Source organism: Burkholderia sp. Bp8963 (genome assembly GCF_003854275.1).
Lineage (GTDB): Bacteria > Pseudomonadota > Gammaproteobacteria > Burkholderiales > Burkholderiaceae > Burkholderia.
In genome coordinates this window covers 40,690-55,666 of record NZ_QTQP01000026.1, presented here as the reverse complement: position 1 = coordinate 55,666, position 14,977 = coordinate 40,690, and the positions used below count along the sequence as shown (strand labels likewise).

12 protein-coding genes and 1 pseudogene are annotated in these 14,977 nt (G+C 67.8%); 7 read left to right on the top strand and 6 right to left on the bottom strand.

The genetic code is table 11. The features are described 5' to 3' along the window. Positions 1–42: 42 nt before the first annotated feature. Positions 43–1,422 carry an FAD-containing oxidoreductase gene (locus DID96_RS21710; RefSeq protein ID WP_124601322.1) on the bottom strand — a complete coding sequence of 460 codons (1,380 nt, stop codon included), beginning with the start codon at positions 1,420–1,422 and terminating at the stop codon, positions 43–45. 385 nt (positions 1,423–1,807) lie between these two features. On the opposite strand from DID96_RS21710, the gene DID96_RS21705 reads away from it, so the two are divergent. The 5 genes from DID96_RS21705 (at position 1,808) to DID96_RS21685 (ending at position 7,970) form a co-directional block, all read left to right on the top strand. Then, positions 1,808–2,446: a LysE family translocator gene (locus DID96_RS21705; protein WP_124601321.1), complete on the top strand. Its 639-nt coding sequence runs from the start codon at positions 1,808–1,810 to the stop codon at positions 2,444–2,446. Between the two features lie 305 nt (positions 2,447–2,751). Next, positions 2,752–3,630 (top strand): DUF3348 domain-containing protein, encoded by an 879-nt coding sequence (locus DID96_RS21700; RefSeq protein WP_124601320.1) that lies wholly within the window; start codon positions 2,752–2,754, stop codon positions 3,628–3,630. A 10-nt stretch (positions 3,631–3,640) separates the two neighbouring features. After that, complete coding sequence (locus tag DID96_RS21695; protein WP_124601319.1) at positions 3,641–6,688, top strand: DUF802 domain-containing protein; 3,048 nt, start codon at positions 3,641–3,643, stop codon at positions 6,686–6,688. A gap of 3 nt (positions 6,689–6,691) precedes the next feature. Beyond that, positions 6,692–7,342: an OmpA family protein gene (locus tag DID96_RS21690; RefSeq protein WP_124601318.1), complete on the top strand. Its 651-nt coding sequence runs from the start codon at positions 6,692–6,694 to the stop codon at positions 7,340–7,342. Then, positions 7,332–7,970 (top strand): DUF2894 domain-containing protein, encoded by a 639-nt coding sequence (locus tag DID96_RS21685; protein WP_409333798.1) that lies wholly within the window; start codon positions 7,332–7,334, stop codon positions 7,968–7,970. Before DID96_RS21690 ends, DID96_RS21685 begins: the two co-directional genes overlap by 11 nt. A gap of 64 nt (positions 7,971–8,034) precedes the next feature. Here the strand turns inward: DID96_RS21685 and DID96_RS21680 are convergent, their stop codons facing one another. The 3 genes from DID96_RS21680 to DID96_RS21670 all read right to left on the bottom strand — a co-directional run bounded on the left by DID96_RS21680 (position 8,035) and on the right by DID96_RS21670 (position 10,570). Beyond that, positions 8,035–8,607 carry an NADPH-dependent FMN reductase gene (locus tag DID96_RS21680; protein ID WP_124601316.1) on the bottom strand — a complete coding sequence of 191 codons (573 nt, stop codon included), beginning with the start codon at positions 8,605–8,607 and terminating at the stop codon, positions 8,035–8,037. A gap of 95 nt (positions 8,608–8,702) precedes the next feature. Next, on the bottom strand, positions 8,703–9,308 hold the full coding sequence (locus DID96_RS21675; RefSeq protein WP_124601315.1) for a histone acetyltransferase: 606 nt from the start codon (positions 9,306–9,308) through the stop codon (positions 8,703–8,705). A 653-nt stretch (positions 9,309–9,961) separates the two neighbouring features. Then, on the bottom strand, positions 9,962–10,570 hold the full coding sequence (locus tag DID96_RS21670) for a hypothetical protein (RefSeq protein ID WP_185732324.1): 609 nt from the start codon (positions 10,568–10,570) through the stop codon (positions 9,962–9,964). 519 nt (positions 10,571–11,089) lie between these two features. Between DID96_RS21670 and DID96_RS21665 the strand changes: the two are divergent. Next, positions 11,090–11,377 (top strand): annotated as a pseudogene (locus tag DID96_RS21665) (phospholipid methyltransferase); the annotation flags it as partial. 1 nt (position 11,378) lies between these two features. Here the strand turns inward: DID96_RS21665 and DID96_RS21660 are convergent. Beyond that, the gene (locus DID96_RS21660) at positions 11,379–12,662 is read right to left on the bottom strand and encodes an isoprenylcysteine carboxylmethyltransferase family protein (protein WP_124601313.1); all 1,284 of its coding nucleotides are present in this window, start codon (positions 12,660–12,662) and stop codon (positions 11,379–11,381) included. 102 nt (positions 12,663–12,764) lie between these two features. Further along, positions 12,765–13,940 carry a collagen-like triple helix repeat-containing protein gene (locus DID96_RS39570; protein WP_409333797.1) on the bottom strand — a complete coding sequence of 392 codons (1,176 nt, stop codon included), beginning with the start codon at positions 13,938–13,940 and terminating at the stop codon, positions 12,765–12,767. Here DID96_RS39570 and DID96_RS39565 point away from each other — a divergent pair. Next, a complete protein-coding gene (locus DID96_RS39565) occupies positions 13,924–14,958 on the top strand; it encodes a highly repetitive protein (RefSeq protein ID WP_409333796.1) in 1,035 nt (344 codons plus the stop codon). The two genes, DID96_RS39570 and DID96_RS39565, sit on opposite strands and share 17 nt — an antisense overlap. The last annotated feature ends 19 nt before the right edge of the window (positions 14,959–14,977 follow it).

Here is a 14,977-nt window from a genome sequence, read left to right as displayed (position 1 = left end):
CGCGCGCGAATGGCTGAGCGACGAGGTGCCCGGTCGCCGCGTTCAGGCAACCGGATGCATCTCCTGAAGCATCGTCGGCACCAGTTCCGACACGGTGGGATGAATATGCATCGCGCGGCTGATCGTCGTATACGGCGCCTTTGCATACATCACGTCGAGCAGCGAATGCACGACCTCATCGCCGGTCACACCCAGAATCGACGCGCCGAGAATCTCCTTCGTATCCGCATCGACGATCACCTTCATGAACCCCTGGCTCTCGCCTTTCTCCACCGCGCGTCCGACGCGCGTCATCGGGCGCGTGCCGACCATCAGCCTGCGCCCCGACTGCATCGCCTCGGTTTGCGTCATGCCGCAGCGGCCGAGCGGCGGGTCGGTAAATAGCGCATACGCGACGATGCGATCGGACACCTTGCGCGGATCGTTGTCGAGCAGGTTGGCCGCGACGATCTCGTAGTCGTTGTATGACGTATGCGTGAACGCGCCGCGGCCGTTGCAGTCGCCCAGCGCCCAGATGCCGGGGACGTTCGTGCGCAACTGCTCGTCCACCGGGATGTAGCCATGCGCATCGATCGCAACGCCGGTCTTGTCGAGTCCGAGATCGTCGGTATTCGGCACGCGCCCGACCGCGAGCAGCAGGTGGGAGCCCGCGACTTCACGCGCGCCGGTCGTGCAATCGAGCCCGACGACGATGCGCTCGCCGTCGCGCCGCGCGCTCAGGCAGTTCGCATCGAGCTGCACATCGATCCCTTCGTTCTCCAGGATTTCGCGCACGGCCTGCGACACGTCCTCGTCCTCGCGCCGGATCAGGCGCGGGCCCTTCTCGACGATCGTCACGCGCGACCCGAAGCGCCGGTACATCTGGCCGAACTCGAGCCCGATGTAGCTGCCGCCGACGACGATCAGATGCTCGGGCAGGAAGTCCACGTCCATCATCGTCGAGTTGGTGAGGAAGGGCATCTCGTCGATGCCGGGCATCGGCGGTACCAGCGCGCGTCCGCCGACGTTGATGAAGATCCGGTTCGCCTCCAGCAGTTCGTCGCCGACGCGCACGCTGCGCGCACTCTCGAAGCGCGCATGGCCCTGGAAGATCGTGCCGTTCGCGAGCCCGCGCATCCATTGTTCGACGCCGCGGCTGGAGCGGCCGGAGATCTGGTCCATGCGCGCCTTCACCTGCTTCATGTCGACCGTGACCGGCCCGCCGATCGTCACGCCGTACTCGCCGGCGCGTCGCGCCAGATGAGCCGCATACGCGCTGGCAACCAGCGTCTTGGTCGGAATGCAGCCGGTGTTCACGCAGGTGCCGCCGAAGCGGCCCCGTTCGATGACGGCGACCGTCATGCCGGCGCCGGACAGCCGCGCGGCGAGCGCCGGGCCGGCTTGCCCGGTGCCGATGATGATCGCGTCGAAGCGTTGGGTCATGGCCATCTCCTTCGCGGCGGGCGCGTCGCGAGCAACGCGCGGCGCCACGCGGCGTGCCCGCCTGCCGGGCCGCGTTCGCGGTGCGCCAACTGGCTATGGTAGACCTGTTGGCCGCCGATCACGGCCGCTTCGTGCACGGCGCGCGTTCGGCCTGTCCGGACGCGTCAGTCCTTGCGCCGCCACGGGCCGGATCGAAGCGGCACGCGGGTGTGCGCAGCCGGCCAGCGGCAGCCCAAACCCGTTATCAGCGTGAACCGGCACCGGCATGCCGCCGCGGCCGGCGGCTTTCGGTCCGCCTCGAAGCGTGCCAGAATCGCCGTTCGGATCGTTCAGACAACACGCACTGGCTCCGGCGGAACGGGGCCGCTATCTGGAGGAGATTCCAATGACCGCTTCCGCTGCCGTGTTCGGCATCCTGGTCGCGCTGTGGCTCGGCGCGATGATTCCCGGGCCGAGCTTCGTGCTCGTCGCGCGCAATTCGATCGGCCTGTCGCGCCGCGACGGTCTCGCGACCGCGCTCGGCATGGGCGCGGGCGGGATCTTCTTCGGCGGCATCGCGCTGGCTGGCCTCTATACGCTGCTGCAGGCGGTCGAGTGGCTGTACATCGGCCTGAAAGTCGCGGGCGGTGCGTACCTGATCTACATGGCGTCGAAGATCTGGCGCGGCGCGAACCACCCGATCGCGGTCGACGATCCGCTGGCCGCGCGCGGCGGCAGCGCGCGCAAATCGTTCTGGACGGGGCTCACGACCCAGCTGAGCAACCCGAAGACGGCGATCTGGTACGGCAGCATCTTCGCCGCGCTGCTGCCGCAGCATCCGCCGCTCTGGTGCTATCTCGTGCTGCCGCCGCTCGTGTTCGCCGTCGAGTTCGGCTGGTACACGATCGTCGCGCTGTGCTTTTCCAGCCGCCGGCCGCGCGAGCTGTACCTGCGCGCGAAGAAGTGGGTCGACCGGATCGCGGCCGGCGCGATCACGGCGCTCGGCGTGCGGTTGATCCTGACCGCCCCGAAAGTCGGGATCTGACCCCTTCGTCCCCTGACCGCCGTTCGCCGCGCAGGCGGCGGCCGTGGCCGTGGCCGTGGGCGTTGAACCCGGCAGGCAGTCCGGCGACGCCCGCCGGGCTGCCTTCTACTCCGTCCGCACGGCGGCTGCCGCCTGCGTGTCCGGTATCCCCGGTGCCTCGTCGGCCGCATGCGATCGCGCTGCCGGCCTTGTGCGGCGGGCGTTCGCGCCGCCGCCGCCCGTTTCGCAACCCGTTCGCCGACCGTAAACTGACGGCCGACCGCTCGCCGACGTGTAAACTGCTGCCTTTTTTGACGGTAGCAGTCATGGTGCAAGCTCCCCCGCGCACGGCATTGAGCGGCCCGACGCTCGTTCGCCTGCTCGCGCGCCTGGCGGATGCCGACGTGCCCGAATCCCGGCAGACGCTCGCGGACCGGCTGAGCCAGTGGCTCGGCTGGACGGACGCGATCACGCTGTCGTCGGCGCTGAACGCGAGCCCGCCCGCCGTCACCGGCAGCGCGCGCGCGTCCGGCGGCGACGCGGAGCGCGAGTGTGCCCGCGTGCGCCACGAACTCGCGCAGGCGATCGTCGGCGGCAGCCGGCCCCCCGCCGGCCGGCGCACGGGCGCGCTGCCCGTGCCGCCGGCCGCCGCCACCGCGGCGAGTGCCGCGACTGCTGATTACGCGGATTTCCGTCAGCGCTACCTGGCCCGGCAGCAGGAGATGGAAACCGCAATCGGGCAGCTGCGCGGCCGCGTGCGCGTCGCGCTCGCCGCGCGCACGCCCGGGATGGCGCGGCTCGCAACGCTCGACGCGATCATGGAGCGGGTGCTCGGCGCGCGCGAACGCAGCCTGCTGGCGACCGTGCCCGCGCTGCTCGGCGCGCACTTCGAGCGTCTGCGCGACGCGGAGCGGCGGGCGCTCGCCGAAGCCAAAGCGGGAGTCGAAGCCGAAGCAGGCACCAAAGCCGAAGCGAGGATGTGGGCCGAAGCGCGAGCCGCGGGAAATGCAGGAAGCGCGGGTAGCGCAGGAAGCGCAGGAAGCGCAGAAAACGCGGGACGCGCAAAAGACGCAGGAATCGCGGCCGTCACGCCCGGCGCGTGGCTGGACGTGTTCCGCAAGGATATGCAAAGCGTCCTGCTCGCCGAACTGGAAATCCGGTTTCAAACGGTCGAAGGGCTGCTCGCGGCGCTTCGCACCAGCTAATCAATACGTTATGTCCAGAATTCGTTTTGATCTCGTTGTATTCGTGGCCGGTCTGATCGCGGTGTGCTGGATCGGCGCCGGCTATGTCGTGTCGAATCCGCTCGCGTCGGCCGTCACGCTGTTGATCGGCGCCTGCTATCTCGGCGGCGCGTTCGAACTGTGGCGCTACCGGCAGGCGACCGCGACGCTCGCGCGTGCGGTCGACGGCCTGTCCGAGCCGCCGCCGAAGCTCGATGCGTGGCTCGACACGCTCCATCCGGGCCTGCGCAGCGCGGTGCGCGCGCGCATCGAGGGCGCGCGCGCGGCGCTGCCGGGCCCGGCGCTCACGCCGTACCTGGTCGGCCTGCTCGTGCTGCTCGGCATGCTCGGCACGCTGCTCGGGATGGTCGTGACGCTGAAGGGCACCGGCGCGGCGCTGGAGAGCGCGACCGACCTCGACGCGATCCGCGCATCGCTGGTTACGCCGGTCAAGGGGCTCGGGTTCGCGTTCGGCACGTCGATCGCCGGCGTCGCGACGTCCGCGATGCTCGGGCTGCTGTCAGCGCTGATCCGCCGCGAGCGGGCCGACACAGTGCAGCAGCTCGACGCGAAGATTGCGACGACGCTGCGTGTCCATTCGTCCGCGCATCAGCGCGACGAATCGTTCCGGCTGCTGCAGCAGCAGGCCGACGCGATGCCGGTGCTGGTCGACCGGCTGCAGACGATGATGACGACGCTCGAAGCGCGCAGCGTCGCACTGCACGCGCAGCAGCTCGAAAACCAGCAGGCGTTCTTCGAGCGGACCGAGCACGCGTATGCACGGCTCGCGTCGAGCGTCGGGCAGTCGCTGCAGGACAGTGCCGCCGCAAGCGCGCGGGTGGCCGGCGCGGCGCTGCAGCCGGTGATGGAGGCGACGATGGCAGGGCTCGAACGCGAAATGGCCGTGATGCGCGACACCGTCACGCATGCGGTCGAGCGGCAGCTCGACGGCCTGTCGAGCGGCTTCGAGGCGACCACCGCGAACGTGACGGGCATCTGGAACCGCGCGCTGGCCGATCACCAGCGCACGAGCGACGCGTCGGCCGAGCATCTGCGCGGCGCGCTCGGACAATTCACGGACACGTTCGCGCAGCGTTCGACCGACCTGCTGGATCGTGTCGCGACGCGCTTCGAAGCGACCGAGCAGCGTGTGGCGGAAGCATGGAATCACGCGCTTGCGCGGCAGGAGCAGGTCGGCGAGGCGCTGGCCGGCCACAATGCGCGCGCGCTGGAGGCGGCTGTCGCGACGTTCGAGCGGCATTCGGCATCGCTGCTGAATACGGTGAGCGAGTCGCAATCGGGTCTGCAGACGGAACTGGCGTCGCGCGACGAAGCGCGGCTGGCCGCATGGACCGCATCGCTCGCCGCGATGTCGGCCGCACTGCGCGACGAGTGGGCGCAGACGAGTGCAAGCAATACGAGCCGTCAACAGGCGATTTGCGACGCGCTTGCGCAAACCACGCGCGACATCACCGCGCAGGCCGCGACGTTCGAACAGCATTCGGCATCGCTGCTGCGCACGATGAGCGAATCGCATGCGGGGTTGCAGACGGAACTCGCGTCGCGCGACGAGCAGCGTCTGGCCGCGTGGACTGCATCGCTTGCTGCGATGTCGGCTGCGCTGCGCGACGAGTGGGCGCAGACGAGCGCAAGCAATACGAGCCGCCAGCAGGACATCTGCGACGCGCTCGCGCAAACCACGCGCGACATCACCGCGCAGGCTGCGACATTCGAACAGCGTTCGGCCGCGCTGCTGAGCACGATGAGCGAATCGCATGCGGGGCTGCAGACTGAACTCGCGTCGCGCGACGAACAGCGTCTGGCCGCGTGGACTGCATCGCTTGCTGCGATGTCGGCCGCGCTGCGCGACGAGTGGGCGCAGACGAGCGCAAGCAACACGAGCCGCCAGCAGGACATCTGCGACGCGCTCGCGCAAACCACGCGCGACCTCACCGCGCAGGCCGCGACGTTCGAACAGCGTTCGGCCGCGCTGCTGAGCACGATGAGCGAATCGCATGCGGGGCTGCAGACGGAACTCGCGTCGCGCGACGAACAGCGTCTGGCCGCATGGACCGCATCGCTCGCGTCGATCGCGGCGAAGCTTGACGAGCAATGGGCGCAGGCGAGCGTGCATGCGGCGAGCCGCCAGCAGGACATCTGCGACGCGCTCGCGCAGACCACGCGCGACCTGACCGCGCAGGCCGCGACGTTCGAACAGCATTCGGCCGCGCTGCTGCACACGATCGGCGAATCGCACGCGAACCTGCAGACGGAACTGACCGCGCGCGACGAACAGCGGCTCTCCGCATGGACCGACGCGCTCGCATCGATGGCGGCCGCGCTGCGCGACGAATGGGCACAGACGAGCGCGCACGCGGCGACCCGCCAGCAGCACATCTGCGACACGCTGGCGCGCACCGCGAACGACATCACGGCCCAGGCGCAGGCGCACGCGAGCGACACGATCAACGAAATCTCGCGGCTCGTGCAGGCCGCGTCGGAGGCGCCGAAGGCCGCGGCCGAGGTCGTCGCCGAACTGCGTCAGCGCCTGTCGGACAGCATGGTCCGCGACACCGCGATGCTCGAGGAGCGCAGCCGCCTGCTCGCGACGCTCGAAACGCTGCTCGACGCCGTCAACCACGCATCGACCGAGCAGCGCAGCGCGGTCGATGCGCTGGTCGGCACGTCGGCCGAGCTGCTGGAGCGCGTCGGTGCGCGCTTCAACGACACGGTCGATGCGGAAACCCGCAAGCTCGATACCGTGGCCGCGCAGGTGACGGCGGGCGCGGTCGAGGTCGCGAGCCTCGGCGACGCGTTCGGGATGGCCGTGCACGCGTTCGGCGAGTCGAACGACAAGCTGCTGAGCCACCTGCAGCGGATCGAAGCCGCGCTCGAGAAATCGCTCGTGCGCAGCGACGAGCAGCTCGAGTACTACGTCGCGCAGGCGCGCGAAGTGATCGACCTGAGCATGATGTCGCAGAAGCAGATCGTCGAAGACCTGCAGCAGCTCGCCGGCCGGCGCGCGTCCGTCGGAGCGTAACGCATGCACGACGAAATCGACGGCGGCGCGGAATCGTCCGCGGCGGTCTGGCCCGCGTTTGCCGACCTGATGTCGGTGCTGCTCGGTGCGTTCGTGCTGATCCTGGTCGGCGTGATCGGCATGCAGCTACAGGTGACGTCGAAGCTCGAGGAAGCGATCCGGCAGCGCCAGCAGGAAGCGCAGCAGCGCAAGCTGCTCGAACAGGCGCTCGCGGGGCCGCTCGCGGCCGGGCGCGTGACGCTCGTGAACGGACGCATCGGCATCGCCGGCAACGTGCTGTTCGCGCTGAACTCGGATCAGCTTCAGCCTGAAGGCGACGCGCTGCTGAAGACGCTGGCCGGCCCGCTGGCCGCGTATCTGAAGACCCGCGACGAGATCCTGATGATCAGCGGGTTTTCCGACGATCAGCAGGTGCGCGCGGGCAACCGTCTGTTCGCGGATAACTGGGAGCTGTCGGCCAAGCGCGCGCTGACGGTGACACGCGCGTTGATCGACGCCGGCGTGCCCGCGTCGTCGGTGTTCGCGGCCGCGTTCGGTTCGCAGCAGCCGGTCAGTTCGAACACCGACGAAGCCGGCCGTGCGAAGAACCGGCGCGTCGAGATCGCGCCGGTGCCGCGCCAGTCCGCATCGAATGGTGGCCACCGTGTGCAGTGAAGCGGCATCGGCGCGTGCGCTGCTCGACGCGTGGCGCGCGCGCGGCGACGATCGGCTCGATCCCGTGCGTTTTCATCTGATGGACGCGCTGGCGCGGCGCGCGGCCGGCCACGACGGCGACGCGCGCCGCCTGCTGGACGCGCGGCTCGCGACACTGCTGGCCGGCTACGCGGACGACGTCGCGCGGGCGGTGTTGAACGACGGCGAGGCTTCGACTGACGCAGCGACCGACAAAGCGACCGACAAAGCGCCGGCCAAGCCGGCGCGCGGTGCGCTGGCGGGGCTCGCCGAGCGCCTTGCGCGCGACGCGCAGGCGGACCGCGCCGGGATCGATCCGGGCATGATCGAGTATTTCAGGGCGACGTGGTCGAAGGTCCGCACCGAGAAGCAGTACCGGCAGGCGCTCGATCAGGTGCCGCGCAATGCGGGCCCGCTCAATTCGAACAGCCTCGTGCACCGGTCGCTGTCGCTGATGCGCGACCTGTCGCCCGGGTATCTGCAGCAATTCCTGTCGTACGTGGACGCGCTCGCGTGGCTCGAAGACCTCACCGGCAGCGGTGCGCAGCCGGAGAAGGAAGCGCCGCGCGCGAAGGGCGCGAAGAAGCCGGCGAGGGGCAAGGCGCGATAGCGCGCGCGGCGCGGGTGCGATCGCGTACATCGACCGCATACATCGACCGCGGCGCGTCTCGACGTCAATCCTGCTCGCGTGTCGGGGCAATCGCGCAGCGCAATGCATCCAGTGCAGCGGCCAGCGCGCGGGCGAACGGCGGATGCGCGGCGATGCCTTTGGAATCGAACTGGCTGCCGAGGATCGGGATCGCGATCGACGCGGCTTCGACGATGCGCGCGGACATCACCGACAGCGTTTCCTTCAGCGCCGCGTCGGCGTGCATCGCGCGCGGCGATGCGTTGAGCACCGCAACCGGCTTGTGCACGAACGCCTCGCAGCCGACGACCCAGTCGAGCGCATTCTTCATCACGCCCGTCACGCCGTGCGCATACTCGGGACTCGCGATCAGCACGCCGTCAGCGGCGTTCAGTTGGTCGATGAAATCGCGCACGGGTTCGGGCGTTGGGTGTTCGGCATCGGGGTTGAACAGCGGGAATTGCCCGAGACGCTGAAAGCGCGCGATGCGCATGCCGGCCGGCGCGATCGAAACGGCCGCGTCCAGCAGCGCGGCGTTGGTCGAGCGGGATCGCAGGCTGCCGCAGAGCGCAAGGATGTTGAGGTGCGAATGCGTGTCGGTGCGGGGTTCGGTCGGCATTGACGGGCGCCCGGGGCGATGGCGGGCACGGATGAGCAGTGTACGGTGCGATGGATTATCGCATCGGTAGCCGTGGGGCCGCCTGTCGTTCTGCTTCAAGGCGCGCAACCCCGATCGCCGGTCGTCGACGGCCCGCCCATCATCCCCGCGACCGCGGCGAAATCCGCGAGCGTCCACCCGCGGCCGAGCAGCAGGCGCCGCGTATGCAGCGCATCGTGCACGTCGGCCGGGACCTGCACGCCGAGATAGCGCAGCGTGCGGTCTTCGACGTCGACGAACCCGTGCCGGTAGTCCTGCGCGAGCCTCGTCCACAGCCGCGCGGCGCCGGCCGACTGGCGCGCGCCGCTGATCAGGCACAGGCCCGCGTCGAGGCCCCAGCGATACAGCGTGGTCGCGAGCCCTCTGCGTTGATGGGACGAACGGCATTTGGAATGCGGCGCGCGCTGGTAGCGATCGGCGCGGCGCGGGAGTTCGGGCAGCCGGTTGAACACCGTGTAGCCGGCGAGCTGCCGCGTCGCCGGATCTTCGACATACAGGAAGTATTCGCCGTCCGCTTCGCGATGGCGGACGATCAGGCCCGACGCGCCGAGCGAAACGGAAGGCAGGCCATGCAGGCGATGGCCCGGTTGATGGAGACGAGCGTGGAGCGTGTCCAGCTCATCGTCGATGCCGGTCTGGCAATGCTTTACGTCGATGCGCATGGCAAAAGGAGATCGTGTCGAGCGAGTCGAATGAATGGGTCATGGGGAATGCAATGGATGACGCGGCCCCCTGGCTCGGCAAGCGAGCCGGGGCCGCGTATCAGCTGGGGATGTGCTGGAAACCGGCGGCGATCGCGGCTAAGCCCGCGATGCAGAGCGCAAACGGGATCAGGGCTTTACCCTTCACGTCTCTAACCTCATGAAAGCGCCACGCCGGCAGACGGCGCAGCTCAGACGATGAAATGCGGGCGGGCGCCCGCGCGTGCGGCCGTCCTTGCGTGTGACGGCACCAGCATCGGCGTCGCGTGGCATGGCTTCCGCAATGTGCGGGCCGCTGTGCATGCGGACGGCCCAGACCATAGCAAGGCCGTCGCCCCGGATGCAATCGGACTAGTCCGAAAAAGGCCGCATATCGTTCATTTCGCCAGGGCTTTCACGTGAAAAGCCGTTAACAATCAACGAGTTAGCTATCCGGTTTGTTTCGGGATGAGATTTCGGGCTTACTGGGGGCTTTGGGTGAAACCTGACATGTTGGAAGTTCTGAGCATAGAAGAAGCCTTCGGCTCGACCATGACAACAAAGCCCTGAAGTCAATTCAGGGCTTGAGCGGCGACAAGATCCAGAAATCGACTGGGGGCGTCTGCCTATTCAATTTACGGTTTTGCCTTGATGACGGCCAAGGCCGTCTGTGATTGGCTGACCCACATCGCAGTCAGGTTGCAGCGGTGGTGAACCAACGACATGATCGTCGAGTAGTCCTGCAAGAGATTGCGATTAAAGATCGGTTCGTGATGAGCGATGCGGTTGCGCAACTTCCGAATGTCCTCGAGCTGACCATAGATCAGCTGCCGATGTGTGGCCACCGAAACGCTCGGATCGAGATTAGGAAATACGCGGCGCAAGTGCGGATCCCACAGACGAGTATCGTTACGCACCGTGAACATTTTCTGCCAGAAGACGAACTTCAGTTCCGGGATCACCTTCCCCACCGTCCTCACACCCTGACGAGCGGAGGTGAGATCATTCCGGGGGTTGTATCCGATCCGCGGACGCGGCAAGCTGCCTTCGAATACAGGCGACCAGGGCCAATTCGCTCCGTAGACCGCTTCGAGCGCTTCCGAGACTGCATTGCGCACCGCCACCTCGCAGACGTGCAGCACGGGGAGCAGCGCCCCGGATACTGCCGCGTTCCAAGCGTATAGTTTCAGCGACGCCATGTCCTGATCGTCTGCCGGACACGCGGCTGTGTTGAACGTCGCCATGCGAGCGCTTGATAGCGAGGCTGTGACGGCGTCGATTACATCCTTGTTTGACATCACTGTGGGAAAAAGATAGCATGGGTCTCACTAGCTGCGGGACTCGTGGGCGAAAGCCTCCCCCTGCGGACAGACGATAGTACTGGAAGAACCCGCCTTGAGCGGGTTTTTTCATTTTCGGGCCCCATTTCTTGAGCCCGCCCGCCTTGGTTCTCCCGGAATGGCCGCATAAGGACCAGCACTTGATGCGCGTCACGCTCCGAATTTCACATTGTGAATTTTCGGCTTCGGGACCGAGTCAAAAGACACGGCCCATAATCGATTCCATTTGGCCAACTTTCCCGGTTCAGCAAGGTATGCGGCTGGCTCCTCAGCCAGCGCAGCTTTTCCGGCCCGAGATCCTGTCACACCAATTTCTTTTGCCGCCTCAGCGATCGACTTCTCTCCCGCGAGCAGCGCCTGAACGCGCAGCGGTAGCACGCCGAAGTCGAAGTAACTCTCTGCTCGGCTAGTGATCTCGGCTAGATGGATGCGGCGCGACTCGGCATGACTGGCGGTTTCTTTGGCGGGGAGCGGGCGCAGGCGATCGTGAGCGGGCTGCCGCTCGTTGCGATGCCGGTCGAACAGGCGGTCGCGATCGTTCACGGCGCATTCGCCGGCCATCTGGCTGCCGGCGGCGTGTTCTATCAATTCACCTATGCGCCGCGTTGCCCGATCCCGGCGCGCGATCTCGACGCGATCGGCGTTCGTGCCGCGCGCGTCGGCATCGTGTGGATGAATGTTCCGCCGGCGATCGTGTACCGCTTCGAGCGCTTCAGGTCGCCTGTCGCAAACCGGCCAGGCCCTTGAGCTTCGCGAACAATCCATGCTGCGCGATCCACGCCGCATACGCGCGATAGTCGGGATCGCGCATCAGGTGGCGCTCCTCGGTCTTCGCACGCAGGAAGTAGATCAGGTTGACTGCAACGAGCGCCGTGCAGTGCGCGAGCGCGACCTGCCAGCCGAGCGGCTCGACGAACGGCACCGAGACCATCCAGTACGACAGGTTCTTCGCGATGTAGGCCGGATGTTTCGTGAAGCGATACGGGCCCGACGTGATGATCCCGCGGTTGGTCAGGTTCGAGAAGCGCAGCCCGAACGCGATCGTCGACATCGCGTAGCACAGCAGCAGCGCGATGATCGTCACGCCCCAGACGACGCGGATCGCCGGCACTGAAATCAGCCAGTTGTCCCAGAACATCGAGCCTTCGTAGTGGATGTAGTTGCTCGAGATCAGTGACCAGAACGGTTGGTAGCAGAGCAGCGCGGCGACCCAGCCGAGCGTCGTCGGCTCGGCGGTGCGCACGTGGCTGTCGAGGATGCGGAACGTGCACAGATAGCCGACGGTGCCGAACATCAGGTCCATCGTGAACGACAGGTCGTACATGAACACGAACAGCGCGAGCGACATCGGCGCGTGCATCGCGTTCGCGAGCGACGCGGTCAGATGGTCGGCGTCCTTCGACAGATAGACGGTCATCAGCGGCAGGAAGAACGCCTTCACCATCCAGCCGGCGAGCAGCTCGCGCACGGGCTGCCAGCTCGCGGGCTGCTCGCCGCGGAACAGGAAGCGCCCCCACAGCAGGTACGCGTCGTCGGTTTCGCGCTGATGGCGGTCCATCCATGCGAAGTAGAACGGCGCGCCGACGATCACGTATGGCGCGAGCGAGCGCAGCAGCGACCAGAACGGCAGGTAGAACGTGCCGTGATATTCGGGCAGGAGCCAATACAGCATGCCGATGCCCGCATAGATCGATGCGAGCGCGCCGAGCCGCACCGCGACGCGCGCGATGCCGAGCGGCCGCACGGCCTGCCGCGACAGGCCGGCGCTCGGGCGCAGGTAGACGCGCGAGATCAGGAGTTCGTGCAGCGCGATCGTGCCGATGATCGACAGGCTGGCGATGACCGCGCGCGTGGCGCCGTCGAGGCCCGGCTGGTCGCGCGTGATCCACAGCGCGAAGAGGCCCACGGTGATGCCGAGCAGGCCGGCCCGGAACGGAGTGGCGGAGCGGGGCGGCCGATCCTGGACGGTGGCGACGCCTTCGAGCGTGGAGTTCATTCGATCCTCGTATGGATGATGCTGGCGCCGCCGCGCGGGCGGCGCCAGCGGGCGGCCGGGCATGGGTTTGTTATGTGCCGGCCACCTGGCGCTGCGGGTCGATTACTTCTTGACGGTGCCGCCGAGCAGGCCGCCGACCAGGTTCGTCACCGGCGCGAGCAGGTTCGTGGCCCCTGCGGTGCCGCCGGTCGAGCTGCCGGTCAGGGCGCCCGCGACGGTGCTGCTGCCGGACGGTGTCGTCACCGTGCCGGCCGCGCCGCTCGGGCTTGCCGTCGTGCCTGCGCCGGTCGTGCCGGCGGGCGACGTCAGCGAACCGGCGAGCGTGCCGAGCGGGCCGTTCGTCAGCGCGCCGGCCAGGTTGCCCGTCACGTTGCCGCCCGGCGTCGTGACCGAGCCGGTGAGGCTCGCGCCGAGCGGCGTCAGCGAATTGACGAGGTTCGTCACGGGCGCGAGCAGGCCGCCGGCGCTGGTGCTGCCCGTACCGCTGGTGCCGCCGATCGAACCGAGCAGGTTGGTCACCGGTGCGAGCGGGCCAGTGCTGCTGGTGCCGCCCGTGCCACCCGTGCCGCTGCTGGTCCCGCCCAGCGAACCCAGCGAGCCGAGCAGGCCTGTGATCGGCGCGAGCGGACCGCCGCTGCTGGTGCCGCTCGTGCCGCTTGTACCACTCGTGCCGCTGCTGGAATTGCCCGTATTGCCGCCGAGCAGGCCGCCGACGCTCGTCACCGTGTTGCCGAGCTGCGTGACGACGTTGCCGGCGGCGGTGCCTGCCGGGTTGCCCGTGGAGCTGCCGACCGTCGAGCCGGCCGTGCCGAGACCGTTGCCGATCGTGGTCAGCAGGTTGCCGACCGGCGTGCCGAGGCCCGTGGCCGTGCCAGTGGTCTGCGTGGTGCCGGGCGTCTGGGCGCCGCCCGTCAGCGTGTTCGTGATCGGGTTGATCAGGGTCCCGACCTGCGTGCCCAGGTTCTGGATCGGCGTGTTGCTCAGCGTGGTGTTCAGGCCCGACGCCGCGGTGTTGATCACGTTGCCGACCGTGTTGACGAGGCCGCCGACCGTCGTCGTCACCGGAGCGAGCGGCGACAGCGGGCCGCTGCTGCCGAGGCTCGTGACGGCGTTGCCGAGGTTGTTGACGGCGCCGCCTGCGCCGCTCAGGAGGCCGGTGGTCGAGGTGAGCGTCGGGCCGAGCGGATTCGGCGATACGCCGATCGAGCCGAGGCCGGCCGCGACGCCATTGCCGAGCGACTGCACGCCGTTGCCGAGGCTCGTGACCGCATTGCCCAAGCTGGTCGCCGCCGGGTTGTTCGACACGCCGGCTGCCTGCGCGCCGCCGGTCGCGACGGCCGTGCCGAGCGACGTGACGAGATTGCCGGTCTGCTGGAGGATGCTGCCGAGCGGGGTGGCGCCCGAGGTGCCAGAAGAGGTGCCGGAGGACGTACCCGAGGACGTGCCGGACGACGTACCCGAGGAAGTACCCGAGGACGTACCCGACGACGTACCCGACGACGTACCCGACGACGTACCCGACGACGTACCCGACGACGTACCCGAGGACGTACCCGAGGACGTACCCGAGGACGTACCCGAGGACGTACCCGAGGAAGTACCCGAGGAAGTACCCGAGGAAGTGCCCGAGGAAGTGCCCGAGGAAGTGCCCGACGAAGTGCCCGACGAAGTGCCCGACGACGTACCCGACGACGTACCCGACGACGTGCCCGAGGTGCCCGAGGTACCCGAAGTACCCGAGGTACCCGAAGTACCCGAAGTACCCGAAGTACCCGAAGTACCCGAAGTACCCGAAGTACCCGAAGTACCCGAAGTACCCGAAGTACCCGAAGACCCCGAAGACCCCGAAGACCCCGAAGACCCCGAAGACCCTGAACTACCGCCCCCCGACGTTCCGGAGCTTCCCGAACTGCCGGAAGTCCCGGACGACCCCGAGGTACCCGATGTGCTGACCGCTCCCGACGTCCCCGACGTGCTCGGCTTGAGGCTGCTGGGCGTGGTCGGACCGTCGACCGAGCCGCAGCCGGAGAGCGCGAGTAATGACGAGATGGCAAGGGAGAGCGTTGTTTTTGTGAAGGAGATTTGCATGTTGGCCTCGACGATTGGAATTTGTCCGGGCCAACACTGCAATTTCCGCGCCATGGAGGATTATGTGCAATTGCTTCGCAATTCCATGCGGGAAGCGCGAAGTTCGATACCTATTGTTCAGAGTAAAGGCGCTTTTGCGGAACGGGCCCATCATGTGCGGCGCAATGTTCCCGCAAGAAGGCGTAACGTCCGACGAAACGTTACGTAGCACCGGCGTCTGGTGTCGC

Coding starts and splice junctions, on each gene's coding strand:
- DID96_RS21710 (WP_124601322.1), bottom strand. CDS start 1,422: ATGACCCAACGCTTCGACGCGATCATCATCGGCACCGGGCAAGCCGGC.
- DID96_RS21705 (WP_124601321.1), top strand. CDS start 1,808: ATGACCGCTTCCGCTGCCGTGTTCGGCATCCTGGTCGCGCTGTGGCTC.
- DID96_RS21700 (WP_124601320.1), top strand. CDS start 2,752: ATGGTGCAAGCTCCCCCGCGCACGGCATTGAGCGGCCCGACGCTCGTT.
- DID96_RS21695 (WP_124601319.1), top strand. CDS start 3,641: ATGTCCAGAATTCGTTTTGATCTCGTTGTATTCGTGGCCGGTCTGATC.
- DID96_RS21690 (WP_124601318.1), top strand. CDS start 6,692: ATGCACGACGAAATCGACGGCGGCGCGGAATCGTCCGCGGCGGTCTGG.
- DID96_RS21680 (WP_124601316.1), bottom strand. CDS start 8,607: ATGCCGACCGAACCCCGCACCGACACGCATTCGCACCTCAACATCCTT.
- DID96_RS21675 (WP_124601315.1), bottom strand. CDS start 9,308: ATGCGCATCGACGTAAAGCATTGCCAGACCGGCATCGACGATGAGCTG.
- DID96_RS21670 (WP_185732324.1), bottom strand. CDS start 10,570: ATGGCGACGTTCAACACAGCCGCGTGTCCGGCAGACGATCAGGACATG.
- DID96_RS21660 (WP_124601313.1), bottom strand. CDS start 12,662: ATGAACTCCACGCTCGAAGGCGTCGCCACCGTCCAGGATCGGCCGCCC.